Here is a 17,346-nt window from a genome sequence, read left to right as displayed (position 1 = left end):
TCGCTGCTGCGCGTCGGCTACCGCTCGTCCTGACCGCGGGAACGCAGTTCCCGTCGGAGGATCTTCCCACTGGCCGTCTTCGGCAGGTCGGGGAGGATCTCCACCTGCCTCGGGTATTTGTAGGCGGCCAGTCTCTCCTTGCAGAACACCGCGAGTTCATCCGGGTCCGTGTCGGCCCCCGGACGCAGGCTGATGTACGCCTTCACGGTCTCCCCGCGGTACCCGTCGGGCACCCCGACGACCGCCGCCTCGCGCACCGCCGGGTGGGTGTACAGCACGTCCTCGACCTCGCGGGGCCACACCTTGAAGCCGGACGCGTTGATCATGTCCTTCTTGCGGTCGACGACGTACAGCCAGCCGTTCTCGTCCATGAACCCGATGTCGCCGGTGCGCAGTTCGCCGTCCGGGAGGGTCTCGGCGGTGGCCTCGGGGCGCCGCCAGTACCCGGGCACGACCTGCGGCCCGCGCACGAGGATCTCGCCCTGCTCCCCGAACGGCACCTCGGCGCCCTGCTCGTCGACGATCCGTACGACCGTCTGGGGCCCCGGCACACCCACGGCCAGCGTCCCGGACACCGGGTCGACGGGCGCCTCCAGCTGGGGCGGCACGGAGGCACAGGGCGCGGTGCACTCGGTGAGCCCGTAGCCGTTGCGGATGTACGGCCCGAAGCCCGCCCGGAACTTCTCCACCAGGGCGGGCGGCAGCGGGGCACCGCCGGAGGAGATGTTGACGAAGGAGGAGAAGTGTTCGCGGGTGACGTCCGGGTGGGCGGCGAGCGCCATGAACGCCGTCGACGGGCCGACCGTGTAGTGCGGCCGGTGCTCGGCGAACGCCTCAAGGACGACCCCCGCCTCGAAGCGGTACGTCAGCACGAGCGTGCCCGCGCTGTCGAGGCACGCCCCGAGCTGGCACACCATCCCGGTGATGTGGAAAAGCGGCGCGAGCGCGTAGTACACGGGCGCGTCCGGAAGCGCGAGCCCCGTCCGCTGCCGCTCGGCGTTGTACATGATGTTGCCGTGCGTGTTGGTGGCACCCTTGGGGGCCCCGCTGGTGCCCGAGGTGTAGCTGATGAGCGCGGTGTCGGACGGACCGAGGTCCCGCCCCTCCGGCGCCTTGTGCCCCGCCCGGGCCACCGCGACGAGATCCTCGGCGTCGGCGGCCTGCGGCAGCCGCTCAAAAGCCAGCACGCGCGCGTCACCGCGAGTTTGGAAGTCCAACTCACACCCGGTGAGCACGATCCGCACCGGCGAGTCGGCCGCCGTCTCCCGCAGATACGACTCCCAGGCCCGGTCGGAGCAGATCAGCGCGGCCACCTCACCGTCCCGCAGGACGTGCGTGACCTCCCCCGACTTGTACATCGGGTTGACGGGCACCACGATCGCGCCCGCCTTCCACGCGCCCAGCAGGGCGAGCACGAAGAGCGGCGAGTTCTGGAGCAGGACCGCCACCCGGTCGCCGCGCTCCAGGCCACGGTCGGCGAGATACCCGGCGACGGAGTCGCTCAGCTCGTCGACCTCGCGGTAGCTGAGGCGGCCGTCGAAGTACGCGAGGAAGTCACGGTCCGGGACCTCGGCGACGACCCTGCGCAGCGCGTGCACCAGGGAGTCGTCGGGGTCTATCGGGGCCCGCTGGGCATCGCTGAGCAGCGCCACCCAGGGCTTGGCGGCGTACAGGGACTCGGTCACCGGGTCTCCTCCCACTTCTGCTGGAGGTGGTTCATACTGCCCAACCAGCGATCCGGGTCGGCGGCCCGGGCCCGGTAGTACTCGGCGACCTCGGGGTGCGGCAGGATCAGGAACCGGTCCTCGGCGATGCCCTTGAACAGCGCCTCCGCTACATCGTCCGGCTCGACGGCGGTGGGCTTGAGCACCAGGTCACCCGCGCTGCCGGTGGCGGCGAGCATGTCGGTGCGCACGCCCTGCGGACAGATCGCGTGGACCTTGATCCCCCGGTGCCGGTAGGTCAGCGACAGATACTCGGCGAAGGCGTACGCCCCGTGCTTGGTGACGGCGTAGGGCGCGGCCCCGATCATGGTGAGCAGCCCGGCCGCGGACACGGTCGACACGAACCGCCCGCTCCCCCGCTCCAGCCAGGCGGGAAGCAGCTCATGCGCGGCACGCACGTGTGCCATGACGTTCACGTCCCAGGACAGCTCCCAGGCCTTGGCGTCGGCGAGGTCGTCGACCTCGGGGCCACCGAAGGCGACGCCGGCATTGGCGCAGTAGACGTCGACGGTGCCGCCGAGGGCCGCGCGGGCTTCACCGACGATGGCGGAGGCGTCACCGGGCACCGCGATCCCGCCGATCTCCTCGGCAACGGCCTCGGCTCGGCCGCCGTCCAGGTCATTGACGACGACCCGGGCCCCTTCAGCGGCGAACCGCCGGGCAAGAGCGGCCCCGATCCCCCCTCCGGCCCCCGTGACGACGACACCAGCACCCTGAACGGCTTCCACCATCAATCTCCTTCGACTGCGGCTCTGCGAAGACGACCAGACTAACCAGTCGGTATGTAAGAAAGAAAGGGTCAGATCACCCACCTGGGGGCGCGGGGCTGCATCCATGTGCGGCTCCGCCGCGGGGCGCGACAAGCCACGACGGACCGGCACCTTCCACGCAACCCGCGGGAGCAATACCGTGCCCCCCATGCGCCTATCCAGACGAGCCCTCCTCGCAGCGACAACGGCAGCAGCCTCCCTCACCTCCACACCCCCGGCCGCCGCGAAGCCCCACCGGTTCCGAACCGGCTTCGAGAACCTCACCGCATCCGGCTACGCACAGCTCAGCGGCCAGCGCACCGGCATCGTCACCAACCCCACCGGCATCACCCGGGACGTCCGCCACATCGTCGACGTCATGCACGCCGACCCCCGCGTGAACCTCACCGCGGTCTTCGGCCCCGAGCACGGCTTCCGGGGCACCGCCCAGGCCGGCGGCTCCGAGGGCCGCTACGACGACCCGGCGACCGGCCTCCCGGTCTACGACACGTACCTCAAGAGCGGCCGGCCTCTCGCCGACGTCTTCACCGCGTCCGGCGTCGACACGGTCGTCTTCGACATCCAGGACGTGGGCGCGCGCTTCTACACGTACATCTGGACGCTGTACGACTGCATGGAGGCGGCCCAGCTCGCGGGCAAGCGCTTCGTCGTGCTCGACCGCCCGAACCCGGTGACCGGACGCGCGGCCCAAGGCCCCGTCCTGCACAAGGAGTTCGCCACCTTCGTGGGACGGCAGCCCATCTCCCAGGCGCACGGAATGACCGTCGCGGAGCTGGCGGGGCTGTTCAACCGGGAGTTCCTGACCACGCCGGTCTCCCTGGAGACCGTACGCATGACCGGGTGGAAGCGATCGGAGTTCTACGACACCACCGCCCTGCCCTGGGTGCCGCCGAGCCCCAACATGCCCACCGCGGACACCGCGTTGGTGTACTCGGGGACGTGTCTCTTCGAGGGGACGAACCTCTCGGAGGGCCGTGGCACGACCCGCCCGTTCGAACTGCTGGGCGCGGAGGGGATCGACGGCCGCTGGGCCGCCGCCGTCGACGAACTCGCGCTCCCCGGCGTGCACTTCAGGGAGGCGTACTTCGCGCCCACGTTCTCGAAGTTCCAGGGCAGGACGATCGGCGGCGTACAGATCCATGTGCACGACCGGGCCGCCTACGACCCCGTGCGCACCGGGATCGCCCTCCTCGTGACCGCGAAACGGGTGTGGAGCGGCTTCGCGTGGCGCTCGGACAACTGGATCGACAAGCTCACCGGATCCACGCAGGTGCGCACCGCCATCGACGCGGGCGCCGGCACCGACGAGGTCGTCAACGGCTGGCAGGAGGAGCTCGCCGCGTTCCGGGCGGTCCGCAGGGAGTACCTGTTGTACAGATGATCCCTTCTCTGTTGAGCCGTTGAGTATGGCCAACTTCGCCCCGTAGCAGGACGATGCGACCGCATCGCACCACTACGGGGGACAAGGGGGCCTGTCATGGCGGATCCGGCGATGAGTGTGAGTCCGTACTGGGAGCTGACCTTCGACGCGGACGGCGACCCGGACGGCAGGCGGCGCGACCGGCTGATCGCCGGTGTCACGGAGCACCACGTCCGGGATCTGATCGTCTTCGCGCACGGCTGGAACAGCGACCGCTCCGGCGCGACGAGGCTCTACAGCCGCTTCTTCGCGCCGGTCCCGGAGCTCGTACCGAACGCCGAACTCGGGTTCGTGGGGGTCGTGTGGCCGTCGATGCGGTTCTCGGACGAGCCGATCCCGGACTTCCCGAGGTCGGTCGCGGCCGAGTCCGTACGGCGTCCGGCGCTCGACAAGGACACGCGGCACGCTCTCCTTGAGACGTTCCCGGGGCGGGCGACCGTGGTCGAGCAGATCGCGCGGCTGCTGGATCAGCAGCCGCGTGAGGAGGCCGAGTTGGAGGAGTTCGGGCGGCTGGTGCGGCTGCTGGTCGAGCTGGTGCCGCCGGGGCCGCAGGCGCTGTTCGGGGCGGACACGCTCGCGGAGGGGGTGCCGCAGAGCGAGCCGGACATGTTCTCCGGGTCGGTGGCGGCGGTGTGCGAGGACTTCGCACAGGCGCTGGCGCATCTCGAATCGCCGGACGGGGCGGCCTCGTTCACGATTCCCAACCCGTGGGACGGGGCGCACGAGCTGCTGCGGCAGGCGACGTACTACGCGATGAAGCGGCGCGCGGGGACCGTCGGTGAGCGGGGGCTGGGGCGGGTGATCGGGCAGCTCGCCGCGAAGGCGCCGAACGTGCGGGTGCATCTGGTCGGGCACAGCTTCGGCGGGCGGCTGGTGTCGTTCGCGCTGCGCGGGCTGCCGGAGGGGGTGCGCACAGTGAAGTCGGTGACGTTGCTCCAAGGGGCCTTCTCGCACTACGCGTTCGCGGCCCGGTTGCCGCACGACGCACGCGCGGGTGGGGTGTTGCAGGGCCAGCAGAACCGGATCGACGGGCCGTTGGTGTGCTGTTTCTCCAGCTTCGACTCGGCGTTGAGCACGATGTATCCGCTGGCCTCACGCATGGCGGGGGACGCGCAGGGGGTCGCCGGGGTGGACATCGGGCGGCTGCTGGGCGCCAAGTGGGGTGCGATGGGGCACGACGGGGTGCAGGCGGTGCCGGGCACGCGCGCGTGGAAGCTCGCCGAAGCGCTCAGGACCACGCTGCCCACCTCGGGGTGCGTCAACATCGACGCGGCCGAGGTGGTCAGGCGTGGCGGCGCGCCGGCCGGGGCGCACAGCGACATCGTGCACCGGGAGCTGGCGCGGGTGGTGCTGGCGGCGGGCCGTATCGAGTAGCCCGCCGCCATGGGTCTGTCACCCGCGTGGGTCGGTCACCTGTGTGACGTGAACTCCACGACCTGCTGGTAGGTCGGCCGGTTCTGCCAGCTGATGTTGTAGTGCTTGATGCCGCCGAGGGTGCGCTGGACGATCGAGTCGGCGCACCACTGGTTGCCCGCCGAGCAGAGGTCGTCACCCGGGTAGACCTGGGCCGCGGTCTTGCCGGCCGCCGTCTTCAGGGTGCTGATGAGGAGGTCCCGGCAGGCGCTGAGGGTGCCGCCGCCGCAGTACTTCTGCGCCAGCGGGCCCTGCACGGTCTCGCCGAGCACCGCCCGGATGTCCTTGTCGACGTAGGACCACCAGCCGTACTGGAACGAGCTGCCCGCGTGTGCGCCGGTCGGGCCGTGCGCGGCGGACGGGGACTCGTCGATGGGCAGGTTGGCCTGGAACGCGGTGTACAGCTCGGTGCCGAGGCCAGGTTCGAACTCGGCCTGCACCAGCAGCGGCCACCAGGCGTCGAGGATGCGGATCGCGTCGGGGTTGGCGTACGCCTTCGAACCCGCCGATGTCTCGGTGCGTTTGCCGCCCGCCGTGAGCCAGGTCTGGAGCTTGGTCACCGCGGCGGCGGCCGTGGAGTCGGTGACGGTACTGCTGTTGATGACCTTGAGCAGGTCGGGCAGTACGTCCTCGGCGCGCAGGTCGGCGAGTGCCGCGTCGGCCATGGCCTTCACCAGCGAGGCGCGGGTCACACCGCCCGCGGCGGCCAGCGTCTTCACGCGGTCCTCCAGGAGGTTGCCGCGGTGGACGGAGCCGTCGCCCCAGGGGGCGGTCGTGTAGTCCTTGGCCTGTTTGTTGTTCCAGGAGATGTAGTAATCCTGGTCGATGGAGTTGGGGTGGGCCGAAGCCGCCGTGTACGTCGCGGTGTTGGTGGTCGGGTTCCAGCCCTGCCAGTCGTACGCCGCCTGCGCCCACACGGGGAACTCGGGGTCGACGCCGGTGGCGCGGACCGGGTTGTCGCCGCTGTTGTAGTACGCGGTGTGCGTGGAGTCGACGTAGAACCAGTTGAAGGTGTAGTTGATGTGCTGCACCGCGCTCTGGAAGGTCTGCGGACTCTTCACGTAGTCGGGGTCGTTGAGCATCTGGAAGCCGATGATGGAGTCGGCCTCGTGCATGTACGACGAGCGCAGGGTCGTGTAGGCGACCCTCTTGCCGCCGACGGTCGCGCGGTACTCGACGGGGCCGTACTTCGTCTTCCAGACCCGCATCGTGTACGAGCCGGCCGCCGTGCCGTCGGCCGTGGTGGGCGCCCAGGAGTTCTTCTGTTCGATCTTCTCCATCGCCGTGCAGGTGCCGTGGTACAGGTAGTGGTAGTCGTCCGTGCACAGTTCGACGGCGTAGGTGTCGATGATGTCCTGGCCGGAGGTCGTGGCGGACCACGAGTAGTCCTGGCCGCGGCCGAGTTCGACGTACATGCTCAGACCCGCGAAGGAGGCGCCGCGGGCGCTGATGCCCGGGCCCTGGATCTCCTGGAGCATGAGCAACTGCGGGGCGAAGTAGCCGGTTTGCGGGCCGAAGACGGCGATCGGGTGGCCGCTGGCGGTCTTCGCGCCGCTGACGACCAGGGCGTTGGACATACCGCGCCGCGCGGAGCTGAGGGCGTTCGCGGTGGCGGTCGCGGAGGCCTCGGAGGCGCTCTGGTCGGCTCCGGTGCCGGTGGCGTCGTAGATGAGCGGCTCGGTGGCGGTCGTGTCGGCGTCGGGCAGCGCCTGGCCGGCCGCGGTGGCGGGCTTGGTGCCGTACGGGAAGCTCTCGCCGTTGTGGACGGTGAGGACGGCCTCGGGGTCGTTGCGCTCGCGGAAGGACTCCCAGACGGCGGTGCCCTGGGTCACGCCGTACTTCTCCTGGGCGGCCAGCAGTGAGATCGCGTTGTTGACCTCGCCGCCGCCTCCGGAACCGAACAGGGCGCCGATGACGGAGGCCAGCGCGACCAGGTCGGTGATCTTGAAGTGGTCGATGGTGCCCGCGTTGGTGACGGAGTCCTTGTGGCCGGTCAGGACGTACTCGCCGGGGAAGTAGCGGCCGCTGTCGGAGGCGTCGATGTAGGCGTTGATGCCCGCGAGGTAGGCGTTGGCGTCGGCGAGCGCCTGCTGGCCGCGCGTGCCGTTGCTGGCGACCGCGTTGTCGATCTGGGCCTGGAGATCGGCCTCGCTGTAGGGGGCGTTGCGCCAGAACTGCTGTTCCAGGCCCTGGTTGGAGGCGGCGCCGCCGGCGAACGTGGTGAGCTGGCCGCGGCCGACGTGGCGGAAAACGTCCATCAGCCACAGCCGGTCCTGAGCCGCCGCATAGCCGGCTCCGTACTCAGTGCCGTATCTGGTGGTACCGGTGATGTGCGGAACGCCCGTCTTCTTGTCGCGGACGATCGTCACATCGGTGCGGCCACCGGGATTGAGCGTGGAGGCGACTTGATCGGACGCGACCCCGAACGACGCGTCGTTGAAGAACGTGTTGATCGTGGCATTGGTGAGCGTGGAGTAGCCCTTGGCCAGGTTGTTGTACGGGCCGAGCTGGTCCTCGGCGTGGTCGGGCTGGGTGCCGAAGGCCTGGTTGAGGAGGATCTGGGCGAGCGTGGCGTTGCCGTTCTCACCCGGCGGCAGGATGTCGGAGCACTGACTGCCGCAGTAGTCGTTGGCGGCCGTCGCTTCGGCGGCGGCTGCCGCTTGACCAAGGGGGGACAAAAGACCGGCAATCAGGACGCATATGGATGCGGCCTTCAGGAACCCGGTGAGTCTGCCGGGAGTTCTCAGTCTGTCGAGTGCGGTGCGTGAGGTGCGCCGTGGCATGGCAGCTCCTACCGACGGGAGTTGAGTCGGACGTTACCGCCGGTATCCCCGGGTTCGAAGATGAACATGCGTCAAGTTTTGGTAGCCGATCCGGAGGCTGATGGAGGGCATCGGAAATCGGATGGAGCCGAATCGCGTGTCGATACGTCTATTCGTCAACGTCGTGCGAAGTCCGGACGACGACGCCGAAGTGACCGAAGTACAGGTGCAGGTGTGACGGAGGTGCAGGGCGATGGCCGGTTTCCGGAGTCTGGCGAGACAGGTGCGAGATCCGCGGTGCGATCTGGCACTGCGGCGCTACTCACTGCGTAAGTGCCTGGAGCGATTCGCTCCCTACGGGCACAGGGCGACCTGGGACCACTTGTGCTCCCGGGCGGGATTCGGCCCTGAGGACCGGTCCCCCGATCCTGCGCGGCTCGTGGCCGCGTTGGACGAGCTGGAAGAGGCGCGTTCGGTCTGGCTGGCCTATGAGGTCGAGTTCGCCGAGCGGCGCAAGAAGGAGAAGCACGACGGGCTGCGCAGGCCGGGCAGTGTCGATGACTGGCACCGGCTGACCTGGGGCGGTTTCGGTGTCGCGTGGTGCGACGACCCGCGGGTCCACCCCCGTGAACCGCTGGCCGAGGTGCTGCGCAGGCTGATCTCCGCGTTGGAGCGCGAACCGGGCTCGGTGTGCCCGGCGTGCGGCGGGGAGCGGCTGCTCTGGAAGTACGACCTGGCCCATGAACCCTCCTCGGGCCCCGTCTGCACGGACTGCGGAATCGTGGTGCCGCGTCCGGTGCTGACCCCCGAGGCCCTGGCGTCGTCCCGACGAGGACGGCTGCTGGTGTCCGCCTGAGCAGCGCGACCGGGGGTGCGCCGGGGATGCCGCACCCCCTCTTTGACGGGCCGGTTGTCAGTGCCGAGTGTCAGTGCCCGTTGTCAGTGCCCGTTGTCAGTGCCGGGTGGCACCATGCAGACATGGTTCAGGTGTGCCTCAACGGGTCCCGGGAGGCCGTCGACGGTGCCGTGGTGCCGTTGTCACCGCAAGCGCTGGCCGAGTCCGCGGCCGCGGCGGTCACGGCGGGAGCCACGGACATCCATGTCCACCCCAAGTCCCCCTGCGGTGACGACACCTTGTCGCCCCGGGTCCTCGCGGCGACCCTCGACGCGATACGGGCGCGGGTGCCGGTGCCGATCGGGGTGACCACGGGCGCGTGGGCGGAACCCGATCCCGTACGACGCCTGGAGCGGGTGCGGGACTGGACCGTGCTGCCCGATCACGCCTCCGTCAACTGGCATGAGCCGGGTGCGGAGGAGCTGGCGGCCCTGCTCATCGAGCGGGGTGTGGGCGTGGAGGCCGGCATCTGGTCGGGCACGGACGGGGCCGCCCGGTTCGCCGCCTCACCGCTCGGGCCCCGGGTGCTGCGGGTGCTGGCCGAGGTGACGGACACCTCGCCGGACACCGCGCCGGACACGGCTCGCGCCCTGCTGGCCGAGCTCGGCGCCGCGCACGGCCGCCCGGTGCTGCTGCACGGCGAGGACGGCGGTGCGTGGCCGGTGCTGCGGCTGGCCGGGCGGCTGGGGCTCGCGACGCGGATCGGGCTGGAGGACACCCTGGTCCTGCCGGACGGGGAACCGGCCTCCTCCAACGCTCAGTTGGTGGCGGCGGCGCTGGTCCAGTACGGGTGGGCCCAGCGGTCGTCGTAGGGCGTCGTAGGGCAGGGCGAGGAGTTCGGCGCGACGAGGTGGGCGTCGGCGACCGGCGTGCGGGGCCAGGGGTCCAGGAACGGGGTCACCGTCCTGGCGATGGTGGCGCAGGCGCTATCCGGCCCGATGCCCTGTCGGGTCCGCTACCGCATCCCCTGTCCGCCGCCCTGTCCGGGGTGCGTCAGCAGCAGTTCTCCGCGTCCTCCCGTGGCGCTCGGCGCTGCTTGTTCCCGGGGCGTTCCACCAGGAGCCGCGAGCCGGACTGGCGTTCGCCGAAGGCGTCGTCCGGGTTGGAGAGGACGCAGGTGTCCAGGGAGAGGCAGCCGCAGCCGATGCAGTCGGTGAGGTGGTCGCGGAGGCGGTTGAGCTGCTTGATGCGTTCGTCGAGTTCGGAGCGCCAGGTCTCGGAGAGGTGGGCCCAGTCCTCGCGGGTCGGGGTGCGTTCCTCGGGGAGTTCGGCGAGGGCCTCGCGGATCGTGGCGAGGGGGATGCCGACGCGCTGGGCGGCGCGGATGAAGGCGACCCGGCGCAGGGCGTCGCGGTGGTAGCGGCGCTGGTTGCCGGAGGTGCGGCGGCTGGTGATCAGGCCCTTGGACTCGTAGAAGTGCAGGGCGGAGACGGCGGCGCCGCTGCGGGCGGAGAGCTGGCCGACCGTGAGCTCGTGGATCTTCTCTGGAATCTGGGGCACCCCTCGGACCCTACCCAAACGGGGGCCTCCGTGGTCCGTTGACAGGGAGGTCATGGGCGACCATGCTAAGCAGTTGCTTAGACGATACGTTGCGATGCGGGAGGCCGGGACATGGCAGAGCCGAGGGTGTTTGCGGGGGCCGACGAACTGAAGGCCGCGGTGGGTGAGCAGCTGGGGTACACCGACTGGCTGGAGGTCGACCAGAAGCGGATCGATCTGTTCGCCGAGGCCACCGGTGATCATCAGTGGATCCATGTCGACCCGGAGAAGGCCGCCGCCGGCCCCTTCGGCACCACCATCGCGCACGGGTATCTGACCCTGTCCCTGCTGCCGCTGTTCGGACCGCAGCTGATCAAGGTCGAGGGCGTGAAGATGGGCGTCAACTACGGCACCAACAAGGTGCGGTTCCCCTCGCCCGTGCCGGTCGGCTCGCGACTGCGCGCCACCGCCGCCATCACCGGTGTCGACGATGTGGCGGGCGGTGTCCAGGTCACCGTCGCCTTCAGCGTGGAGCGCGAGGGCGGCGACAAGCCGGTGTGCGTCGCGGAGTCGGTGTCCCGGTACTACCTGTAGGCGCCGACCGCAGCCGACCGCCTTCAGGCGCCGCCTATTTGATGCCCACCATCCGCAGGACGAGGTCGGCGTAGAGCGAGCCGACCTCGTCGGGCGTCATCGGGCCGTCGACGGTGAACCAGCGGGCCACGTCGATGCAGAGGGAGAGCACGGCGAGGGTGGTGCCCTTGACGTCGAGGACGTCGAACTCGCCGGAGGCCACGCCGTCCTCGATGATGCCGCGCACCTCCGCGTCGCACTGGCGGCGCAGGGCGAGGATCTCGGCGCGGGCGTCCGGGCCGAGCGAGTCCAGTTCGTACTGGACGACGCGGGCCGTGGTGCGGCCGCCCGCGTGCCAGCGGACGAAGGAGCTGACGGCGTCCGCGAGGCGTTCCGCGGCGGTGCCCTCGCGGCGGGCGGCCGTCTGGAGGATCTCCAGCGCCTTCGCGTGCCCGATCCTGCTGATGCGGTGGAGCAGTTCTTCCTTGGTCTTGTAGTGGATGTAGAGAGCCGCCGGGCTCATCCCGGCCCGGCCCGCGATGTCGCGGGTCGTGGTGGCGTGGTACCCGCGCTCGGCGAAGGCCTCCACCGCGGCGATCAGCAGCCTCCGTGCCGCGTCGGGCGTGACCTCGCCCCACGCCGACGCCTCGCCGCCGGCCGTCTCCTCCGCCGTACTCATCGCTTGCTCGCCCCTCTCCACTGACAGAAGCACCACCATACCGCCGAAGGTGAGCGAGCGCTTAGCGTGGCCGCTCAGAGCTTTTCGACGCTCAGAGGTTTCCGACGCTCAGAGCTTTCAGAGCTTCTCGAAGGGGTCGTGTTCCGCGAGCAGCTTCTCCAGACGCGCCTGGTCGACCCGGCTGACGATCTGCCCGGCCTCCTGGCGGTCCCGGATGACCTTGGCGAGGGTGAAGGCGGAGGTGACGAGGTAGAGAACGGCGATGGCCAGGAAGCCGCGGACCCAGGCGTTGGCGTCCAGACGGAAGATGCCGATGGCGGTCGCCGCCATGGCGACCGCGAAGGAGGCGACGGCCTGTCCGTAGAAGGCGGCCGTGCTCTGCTGCTTGACCGGTGTGTCACTCATGGGGTCGAGTCTCGGCGGGCGGGGCCGGTGCCACATCCGCCGAGGTACTCAGATGTCGTACTCAGAAGGCCGAGACCCCGGTCAGCGCGCGGCCGATGACCAGCTTCTGGATCTGGCTGGTGCCCTCGTAGAGGGTCATCACGCGGGCGTCGCGCAGGAGCTTGCCCGCCGGGTACTCGTCGATGTAGCCGTAGCCGCCGAAGACCTGGAGGGCGTTGTTGGCGGCGCGGACCGCCGCTTCCGAGGCGAAGAGCTTGGCCTTGGAGGACTCGGTGGTGAAGGGTTCGCCGCGGTCGATCAGGTCGGCGACCCGCCAGGTCAGGAGGCGGGCGGCGTCGACGTCGACGGCTATGTCGCTGATCAGCTCCTGGACGAGCTGATGGTGGGCGATCGACTTGCCGAACTGCTCGCGTTCGCCCGCGTACTTCACCGCCGCGTCCAGCGCTGCCTGGGCTATGCCGACGCAGCCCGCCGCGACCGACATCCGCCCCTTGGCCAGGGCCGACATGGCGACCGAGAAGCCCTTGCCCTCGGGGGCGAGCATCGCGGAGGCGGGGACGCGGACGTCCTCCAGGACGAGTTCGGCGGTCGCCTGGCCGCGCAGACCGAGCTTGCCGTGGATGGTGCGGCGGGTCAGACCGGGGGTGTCGGTCGGGACGAGGAAGGCGGAGACGCCCTTGTGGCCGGGGGCGTCGGTGGAGCGGGCGAAGAGGAGGACGACGTCGGCCCAGGTGCCGTTGGTGATGAACATCTTGGTGCCGTTGACGACGTACTCGTCGCCGTCTCGGACGGCCCGGGTGCCGAGGTTGCCCGCGTCGGAGCCGGTGCCGGGCTCGGTGAGACCGAAGCAGCCGACGAGTTCGCCGGAGGTGAGTCCGGGCAGCCACTGACGCTTCTGCTCCTCGCTCCCCCAGGCGGCAATCGTCTTGGCGACGAGACCGAGGGAGACGGACACGATCCCGCGGACCGACGAGTCACCGCGCCCGAGTTCCTCGGTGACCAGGCAGTACGCGAGGTGGTCGCCGCCCGAGCCGCCGTACTCCTCGTCGATGGTCAGGCCCAGGAAGCCGACCTCGCCGAGCTTCTTGACGATCCCTCGATCCACTTCTTCGGCACGGTCCCAGGCGATGACGTGCGGGGCGATCTCCCGGGCCACGAAATCCCGGGCGAGCTGCCGTACGGCCTGCTGCTCCTCGCTGAGACCCAGGTTCACCACGCGATCACCCCACTTGGACGCCGTTCGAAGGCCATTCGGAAGCCGTACCTTGAAAACCGCACATTTAAATTAGCACTGCTAGTTTCTTGTCGCAGCCCTACTATGTGCGCCATGGCCCGACCGCGCAAGCCCCTCCTCAGCACCGACCGGATCGTCGACACGGCACGCGCGCTGGTGGACGCGGAGGGCCTCGCGGCCGTGTCGACGCGTCGGCTGGCCGCCGAGCTGGGCGTGAGCGGGCCCTCGCTCTACAACCACTTCCGCACCAAGGACGAGATCCTGGAGGCGGTCGCCGACTCGGTGAGCGCACAGGTCGACCTGTCGATGTTCGAGGACGGCCGCGAGTGGCGGACCGCGCTCCACGACTGGGCCGCGTCCTACCGGGCCGCCCTGCGCGACCATCCGAACATCGTCCCCGTGCTCGCCCAGGGCCCGGGACGGCGGCCCGCCGGACTGCGGCTCGCGGACGCGGTCTACGGCGCGATGGTCGACGCGGGCTGGCCGCCGGCGCAGGCCACGTCGATCGGCGCGCTGATGCGGTACTTCATCATGGGGTCCGCCCTCGGTTCCTTCGCCGGGGGTTTCGTGGACGACCAGAGCGCGTACGACCCCGCCGACTACCCGCATCTCGGGCAGGCCCATCTGCTGGCCGAACAGCAGGAGAAGATCGACGAACGGGCCTTCGAAACGGGACTTACGGCACTGCTGGACGGGCTCGTGCAGCAGTACGAGCAGGTACGGCGGACCGCGTAGGACGCTTCGGTGGGCGCCGAAGTGTCCGGGGGCCATGCTGGGAGGCATGACCTCCAGGAATCCCCAGGCGGCGGGCTTGGCCCGGCTCGCCGCGCTGCTCGCCGACGAGACCCGGGCCTCCTGCCTGCTGGCGCTGCTGGACGGACGGGCCTGGACCGCCGGTGAGCTGGCCCGGCACGCGGGGGTCGCCGCGTCGACCCTGAGCGAGCACCTGGGCAAGCTCGTCGCCGGCGGGCTGCTCGCCGAGGAACGGCAGGGTCGGCATCGGTATGTGCGGCTCGCGGACGCGCGGGTGGCTCAGCTGGTGGAGGAGCTGGCGTCACAGGTGACGCCGGGTTCGGCCGCGCGGCCTCGGAATCTGCGGGAGTCGAGTGCGGGGTCGGCGATGGCTCGGGGGCGGACCTGTTACGACCATCTCGCGGGGCGGCTGGGGATCGCGGTCACGGACGCGATGACGGCACGTCGACTGCTGTCGCAGGACACGGGGTTCGCGCTCACGGGGGCGGGGGTGGAGTGGTTCGACGCGGCGGGGATCGCCCTCGACCGGAAGGGGCGACGGCCGCTGGCCAGGGCTTGCCTCGACTGGACGGAGCGGCGGCCGCATCTGGCGGGGGTGGCGGGAGCTGCGTTCTGTCGGCATGCGCTGGATGCGGGGTGGTGTCTGCGAATCGGGTCCGAGAGGGCGGTGAAGGTGACGGGGGAGGGAGAACGGGCGTTGGCGGAGCTGTTGGGGATCGAGGCGGGGGTGTTGGGGTGATGTGGCACTCCGGGCCGTGCGCCCCTGCGGGTGCGTTGTGGCTGGTCGCGCCCCGCGGCGGAGCCGCTGATAGATGCAGCCCCGCGCCCCTAGGTCCGCTGCAGGCACCGCGTCTGAAATCCGCGGTCCCCGCGCCCCTAGGTCCGCTGCCAGCACCGCGTCTGAAATCCGCGAGCTCTTTTCCCCTGTCCTTCCTAACCTCAGGAGCATGATGAACCCCCGCCGCCCCGACCTCCTCGCCGCCGGCGCAGCCACCGTCACCGTCGTTCTCTGGGCCTCCGCCTTCGTCTCCATCCGGAGTGCCGGAGCCGAGTACTCCCCGGGCGCCCTCGCCCTCGGGCGGCTGCTGGCGGGGGTGCTGACGCTGGGTGCCCTATGTGTCGTACGACGAGAAGGGCCACCCCCACGCGCCGCGTGGCCCGGCATCCTGGTCTCCGGAATCCTCTGGTTCGGCTTCTACATGGTCGCCCTCAACTGGGGCGAGCAGCAGGTGGACGCCGGAACCGCCGCGCTCGTCGTGAACATCGGCCCGATCCTCATCGCCCTACTGGGGGCGCGGATACTCGGGGACGCGCTGCCGCCGAGGCTGCTGGCGGGGATGGCCGTGTCGTTCGCGGGGGCCGTCACCGTGGGGCTGTCGATGTCCGGTGAGGGGAAGTCGTCCGTGCTCGGGGTCGCGCTGTGTCTGCTCGCCGCGGTCGCGTACGCGGGCGGGGTCGTGGCGCAGAAGCCCGCTCTCGGCTCGGCGAGCGCGCTCCAGGTGACGACGTACGGCTGTCTCGTCGGGGCCGTCGTGTGTCTGCCGTTCGCCGGTCAGCTGGTCCACGAGGCGGCCGACGCGCCCGTGTCGGCGACGCTCAACATGGTCTATCTCGGCGTCTTCCCGACCGCCCTCGCCTTCACCACCTGGGCCTACGCCCTGGCCCGTACGACCGCCGGGCGGATGGGCGCGACCACCTACGCCGTGCCCGCGCTGGTGGTGCTGATGTCGTGGCTGGCGCTCGGTGAGGTGCCGGGGCTGCTCACGCTGGCGGGTGGGGCGCTGTGTCTTGCCGGGGTCGCGGTGTCCCGGTCTCGGTCCCGGTCCCGTGCCGGCTCGCCTTCGCGGGCCGCGGCCGATGAGCCGCGGCCCGCGAAGGCCACCGAGTCAGCCTGACCGAGTCAGCGTGAACGCGCCCTGTCCGCAAGGACCTTGATGGAGATCAGGGCGATGACGGAGAGGCCGATGATGTAGGCGGAGACCGACATCGACGTGCCCGTGGTCTCCAGCAGCAGGACCATGACGAACGGGGCGAGTCCGCCGCCGGCGACCGCCGCGATCTGGTAGCCGAGGGAGGCGCCCGTGTAGCGCATCTCCGGGGTGAACAGCTCGGCGAACAGGGCGGCTTGGGGGCCGTACATGATGCTGAGGAAGCAGCTGGCGACGAAGGTGCCGACGGCCAGCCACAGCAGTGAGCCGGTGTCGATGAGGAGGAAGAGCGGGATCGCCCACAGGGCGATGCCAACCGCGCCGAGCGTGTAGATCCGGATGCGGCCGTAGCGGTCGGACAGGGCTGCCGCGGCGGGGATCAGGACCAGCTGGGTGAGGCTCACGCAGAGCGAGACCGTGAGGACCGCGCTCTTCTTCATGTCGAGTTCGCGGGTGGTGTAGTCGAGGACGCCTGTGATGAGGATGTAGAAGGTCGCGGTGTTCACGGCGAAGGAGCCGCCGGCCAGCAGGACCGTGCCGCGGTGGTCGCGCAGGATCGTGCGCAGCGGGGAGCTCTGCTCCGACTTCTCCTTCTCTGCCAACGCCCGCTCCGCGTCCCGGAATTCGGGGGTCTCCTCGACCTTGGCGTGGATGTACCAGGCGAGGGCGAGCACGAACAGGCCGATCAGGAACGGCACTCGCCAGCCCCAGGCCGCGAACTCGGAGTCCGTGGTGAAGGCACCGGCGAGGAGGAAGACCGTGTTGGCGGTCACCACGCCGATGGGGACACCGAGTTGGACGACGCTGCCGTACACACCGCGCTTGCCCTCGGGGGCGTACTCGGTGGCCAGCAGCATCGCGCCGCCCCACTGCGCGCCGACCGCGATGCCCTGGAGGACGCGGAGGGCGACGAGGAGGATCGGGGCGGCGACGCCGATCGTGTCGTACGTGGGCAGGAGGCCGATGCCGGTCGTGGCGAGGCCCATGAGGGTGAGGGCGAGGACCAGCATCGGCTTGCGGCCGCGCTTGTCGCCCAGCTGTCCCGCGACGATGCCGCCGAGCGGGCGGGCCAGGAAGCCCACGGCGAAGGTCGCGAAGGAGGCGAGGACCCCGGCGGTGGAACTGCCCGCCGGGAAGTACAGGTCGCCGAGGACGAGGGCGGCGGCGATGCCGAAGACGAAGTAGTCGTACCACTCGACGGCGGAGGCGAGGGCGGCCGCCGTGGCGACGCGGCGGCGGTTGACCGTGGGGAGGGCGGCCTGGGTGACGGGCTGAGCGGAGGGGGCCATGTCCATGCGGTGCACACTCCGA

General features: G+C 70.4%; 16 protein-coding genes. 8 read left to right on the top strand and 8 right to left on the bottom strand.

Features of this window, described 5'->3' with window-relative positions:
• Positions 1-17 precede the first annotated feature (17 nt).
• Together ABZ928_RS24275 and ABZ928_RS24270 are read right to left on the bottom strand one after the other, a co-directional pair.
• Positions 18-1,685: an AMP-binding protein gene (locus ABZ928_RS24275; RefSeq protein WP_361522610.1), complete on the bottom strand. Its 1,668-nt coding sequence runs from the start codon at positions 1,683-1,685 to the stop codon at positions 18-20.
• Entirely contained in the window at positions 1,682-2,455 is a 774-nt protein-coding gene (locus tag ABZ928_RS24270) for an SDR family oxidoreductase (RefSeq protein WP_361522607.1), read from the bottom strand. The genes ABZ928_RS24275 and ABZ928_RS24270 overlap by 4 nt, the downstream gene beginning before the upstream one ends.
• A 187-nt stretch (positions 2,456-2,642) precedes the next feature.
• On the opposite strand from ABZ928_RS24270, the gene ABZ928_RS24265 reads away from it, so the two are divergent.
• The gene (locus ABZ928_RS24265; protein WP_361522604.1) at positions 2,643-3,875 is read left to right on the top strand and encodes a DUF1343 domain-containing protein; all 1,233 of its coding nucleotides are present in this window, start codon (positions 2,643-2,645) and stop codon (positions 3,873-3,875) included.
• Positions 3,876-3,971: 96 nt separating this feature from the next.
• Positions 3,972-5,288, top strand: a complete 1,317-nt coding sequence (locus ABZ928_RS24260; protein WP_361522602.1) for a serine-threonine protein kinase — start codon at positions 3,972-3,974, stop codon at positions 5,286-5,288.
• A gap of 35 nt (positions 5,289-5,323) precedes the next feature.
• On the opposite strand, the gene ABZ928_RS24255 is transcribed toward ABZ928_RS24260, so the two are convergent.
• Positions 5,324-8,110: a penicillin acylase family protein gene (locus ABZ928_RS24255; RefSeq protein WP_361522599.1), complete on the bottom strand. Its 2,787-nt coding sequence runs from the start codon at positions 8,108-8,110 to the stop codon at positions 5,324-5,326.
• Positions 8,111-8,342: 232 nt separating this feature from the next.
• On the opposite strand from ABZ928_RS24255, the gene ABZ928_RS24250 reads away from it, so the two are divergent.
• Together ABZ928_RS24250 and ABZ928_RS24245 are read left to right on the top strand one after the other, a co-directional pair.
• Complete coding sequence (locus ABZ928_RS24250; RefSeq protein ID WP_361522596.1) at positions 8,343-8,945, top strand: hypothetical protein; 603 nt, start codon at positions 8,343-8,345, stop codon at positions 8,943-8,945.
• A gap of 122 nt (positions 8,946-9,067) precedes the next feature.
• Entirely contained in the window at positions 9,068-9,796 is a 729-nt protein-coding gene (locus ABZ928_RS24245; protein ID WP_361522593.1) for a 3-keto-5-aminohexanoate cleavage protein, read from the top strand.
• 181 nt (positions 9,797-9,977) lie between these two features.
• Here ABZ928_RS24245 and soxR read toward each other — a convergent pair whose 3' ends face one another.
• Positions 9,978-10,484, bottom strand: coding sequence for a redox-sensitive transcriptional activator SoxR (gene soxR, locus ABZ928_RS24240; RefSeq protein WP_361522590.1), 507 nt, complete (start codon positions 10,482-10,484; stop codon positions 9,978-9,980).
• Between the two features lie 111 nt (positions 10,485-10,595).
• On the opposite strand from soxR, the gene ABZ928_RS24235 reads away from it, so the two are divergent.
• Positions 10,596-11,057, top strand: a complete 462-nt coding sequence (locus ABZ928_RS24235; RefSeq protein ID WP_361522587.1) for a MaoC family dehydratase — start codon at positions 10,596-10,598, stop codon at positions 11,055-11,057.
• A 34-nt stretch (positions 11,058-11,091) separates the two neighbouring features.
• On the opposite strand, the gene ABZ928_RS24230 is transcribed toward ABZ928_RS24235, so the two are convergent.
• From ABZ928_RS24230 to ABZ928_RS24220, 3 genes are all read right to left on the bottom strand, one after another.
• Positions 11,092-11,715: a TetR/AcrR family transcriptional regulator gene (locus tag ABZ928_RS24230; RefSeq protein ID WP_361522584.1), complete on the bottom strand. Its 624-nt coding sequence runs from the start codon at positions 11,713-11,715 to the stop codon at positions 11,092-11,094.
• Positions 11,716-11,832: 117 nt separating this feature from the next.
• Positions 11,833-12,120, bottom strand: a complete 288-nt coding sequence (locus ABZ928_RS24225; protein ID WP_059196614.1) for a YiaA/YiaB family inner membrane protein — start codon at positions 12,118-12,120, stop codon at positions 11,833-11,835.
• A gap of 61 nt (positions 12,121-12,181) precedes the next feature.
• The gene (locus ABZ928_RS24220; protein ID WP_361523414.1) at positions 12,182-13,333 is read right to left on the bottom strand and encodes an acyl-CoA dehydrogenase family protein; all 1,152 of its coding nucleotides are present in this window, start codon (positions 13,331-13,333) and stop codon (positions 12,182-12,184) included.
• 114 nt (positions 13,334-13,447) lie between these two features.
• On the opposite strand from ABZ928_RS24220, the gene ABZ928_RS24215 reads away from it, so the two are divergent.
• The 3 genes from ABZ928_RS24215 to ABZ928_RS24205 all read left to right on the top strand — a co-directional run bounded on the left by ABZ928_RS24215 (position 13,448) and on the right by ABZ928_RS24205 (position 16,002).
• A complete protein-coding gene (locus tag ABZ928_RS24215) occupies positions 13,448-14,089 on the top strand; it encodes a TetR/AcrR family transcriptional regulator (protein WP_361522581.1) in 642 nt (213 codons plus the stop codon).
• 34 nt (positions 14,090-14,123) lie between these two features.
• On the top strand, positions 14,124-14,846 hold the full coding sequence (locus ABZ928_RS24210; protein ID WP_361522578.1) for a winged helix-turn-helix domain-containing protein: 723 nt from the start codon (positions 14,124-14,126) through the stop codon (positions 14,844-14,846).
• Positions 14,847-15,057: 211 nt separating this feature from the next.
• Complete coding sequence (locus ABZ928_RS24205) at positions 15,058-16,002, top strand: DMT family transporter (RefSeq protein ID WP_361523411.1); 945 nt, start codon at positions 15,058-15,060, stop codon at positions 16,000-16,002.
• Between the two features lie 5 nt (positions 16,003-16,007).
• Here ABZ928_RS24205 and ABZ928_RS24200 read toward each other — a convergent pair whose 3' ends face one another.
• Positions 16,008-17,330 (bottom strand): MFS transporter, encoded by a 1,323-nt coding sequence (locus tag ABZ928_RS24200; protein ID WP_361522575.1) that lies wholly within the window; start codon positions 17,328-17,330, stop codon positions 16,008-16,010.
• Between the last annotated feature and the right edge of the window lie 16 nt (positions 17,331-17,346).

The sequence above is a fragment of the Streptomyces sp. NPDC046909 genome, from assembly GCF_040644695.1.
In the GTDB taxonomy this organism is placed as follows: domain Bacteria; phylum Actinomycetota; class Actinomycetes; order Streptomycetales; family Streptomycetaceae; genus Streptomyces.
Note: the sequence above shows the minus strand (reverse complement) of the source record. Positions and strands in the feature narration are given on the sequence as shown.

What these genes read in the sequence shown, in the direction of transcription:
- ABZ928_RS24270 (WP_361522607.1), bottom strand. Translation starts at nt 2,455, where the DNA reads ATGGTGGAAGCCGTTCAGGGTGCTGGTGTCGTCGTCACGGGGGCCGGA.
- ABZ928_RS24265 (WP_361522604.1), top strand. Translation starts at nt 2,643, where the DNA reads ATGCGCCTATCCAGACGAGCCCTCCTCGCAGCGACAACGGCAGCAGCC.
- ABZ928_RS24260 (WP_361522602.1), top strand. Translation starts at nt 3,972, where the DNA reads ATGGCGGATCCGGCGATGAGTGTGAGTCCGTACTGGGAGCTGACCTTC.
- ABZ928_RS24255 (WP_361522599.1), bottom strand. Translation starts at nt 8,110, where the DNA reads ATGCCACGGCGCACCTCACGCACCGCACTCGACAGACTGAGAACTCCC.
- ABZ928_RS24250 (WP_361522596.1), top strand. Translation starts at nt 8,343, where the DNA reads ATGGCCGGTTTCCGGAGTCTGGCGAGACAGGTGCGAGATCCGCGGTGC.
- ABZ928_RS24245 (WP_361522593.1), top strand. Translation starts at nt 9,068, where the DNA reads ATGGTTCAGGTGTGCCTCAACGGGTCCCGGGAGGCCGTCGACGGTGCC.
- ABZ928_RS24235 (WP_361522587.1), top strand. Translation starts at nt 10,596, where the DNA reads ATGGCAGAGCCGAGGGTGTTTGCGGGGGCCGACGAACTGAAGGCCGCG.
- ABZ928_RS24230 (WP_361522584.1), bottom strand. Translation starts at nt 11,715, where the DNA reads ATGAGTACGGCGGAGGAGACGGCCGGCGGCGAGGCGTCGGCGTGGGGC.
- ABZ928_RS24225 (WP_059196614.1), bottom strand. Translation starts at nt 12,120, where the DNA reads ATGAGTGACACACCGGTCAAGCAGCAGAGCACGGCCGCCTTCTACGGA.
- ABZ928_RS24215 (WP_361522581.1), top strand. Translation starts at nt 13,448, where the DNA reads ATGGCCCGACCGCGCAAGCCCCTCCTCAGCACCGACCGGATCGTCGAC.
- ABZ928_RS24210 (WP_361522578.1), top strand. Translation starts at nt 14,124, where the DNA reads ATGCTGGGAGGCATGACCTCCAGGAATCCCCAGGCGGCGGGCTTGGCC.
- ABZ928_RS24205 (WP_361523411.1), top strand. Translation starts at nt 15,058, where the DNA reads ATGAACCCCCGCCGCCCCGACCTCCTCGCCGCCGGCGCAGCCACCGTC.
- ABZ928_RS24200 (WP_361522575.1), bottom strand. Translation starts at nt 17,330, where the DNA reads ATGGACATGGCCCCCTCCGCTCAGCCCGTCACCCAGGCCGCCCTCCCC.